This window comes from Mangrovimonas sp. TPBH4, assembly GCF_001280505.1.
In the GTDB taxonomy this organism is placed as follows: Bacteria; Bacteroidota; Bacteroidia; order Flavobacteriales; family Flavobacteriaceae; genus Mangrovimonas_A.
On sequence record NZ_LBIO01000038.1, the window covers coordinates 1 to 1,238 of the forward strand.

Genomic DNA, 1,238 nt, shown 5'->3' on the forward strand with positions numbered 1-1,238 from the left:
GCCGACCAGCGCCTAGTGCTAACGGTGACACCGGAGCCAGCGCCTGTAGTAACGGAGGTGAACATCTGTTCCGATGAGGAATATTTGTGGTCCGTCAACGGGGAGACCTATACGACCGCCCAGGACATCACGATAGAGGGCGAGGACTGTGCGGCCGACCAGCGCCTGGTACTAACGGTGACACCGGAGCCAGCGCCTGTAGTAACGGAGGTGAACATCTGTTCCGATGAGGAGTATTTGTGGTCCGTTAATGGGGAGACCTATACAACCGCCCAGGACATCACGATAGAGGGCGAGGACCGTGCTGCCGACCAGCGCCTGGTGCTAACGGTGACACCGGAGCCAGCGCCTGTAGTAACGGAGGTGAACATCTGTTCCGATGAGGAATATTTGTGGTCTGTCAACGGAGAGACCTATACGACCGCCCAGGACATCACGATAGAGGGCGAGGACTGTGCGGCCGACCAGCGCCTGGTACTAACGGTGACACCGGAGCCAGCGCCTGTAGTAACGGAGGTGAACATCTGTTCCGATGAGGAGTATTTGTGGTCCGTTAATGGGGAGTCCTATACAACGGCCCAGGACATCACGATAGAGGGCGAGGACTGTGCTGCCGACCAGCGCCTGGTGCTAACGGTGACACTGGAGCCAGCGCCTGTAGTAACGGAGGTGAACATCTGTTCGGACGAGGAATATTTGTGGTCTGTCAACGGAGAGACCTATACGACCGCCCAGGACATCACGATAGAGGGAGAGGACTGTGCGGCCGACCAGCGCCTGGTACTAACGGTGACATCGGAGCCAGCGCCTGTAGTAACGGAGGTGAACATCTGTTCGGACGAGGAATATTTGTGGTCCGTCAATGGGGAGACCTATACAACGGCCCAGGACATCACGATAGAGGGCGAGGACTGTGCAGCCGACCAGCGCCTGGTGCTAACGGTGACACCGGAGCCAGTGCCTGTAGTGACGGAGGTCAACATCTGTTCGGACGAGGAATATTTGTGGTCTGTCAACGGGGAGACCTATACAACGGCCCAAGACATCACGATAGAGGGCGAGGACTGTGCGGCCGACCAGCGCCTGGTACTAACGGTGACACCGGAGCCAGCGCCTGTAGTAACGGAGGTGAACATCTGTTCGGACGAGGAATATTTGTGGTCCGTCAATGGGGAGACCTATACAACGGCCCAGGACATCACGATAGAGGGCGAGGACTGTGCGGCCGACCAGCGCCT

The 1,238-nt window shown here is 58.0% G+C and carries 1 protein-coding gene; it reads left to right on the plus strand.

Annotated features, from left to right (window positions below; all coding sequences use genetic code 11):
• Nucleotides 1–1,238 (plus strand): hypothetical protein (locus tag ZA05_RS18300; RefSeq protein WP_197276038.1); only part of this gene is annotated, 1,238 nt, incomplete at both ends.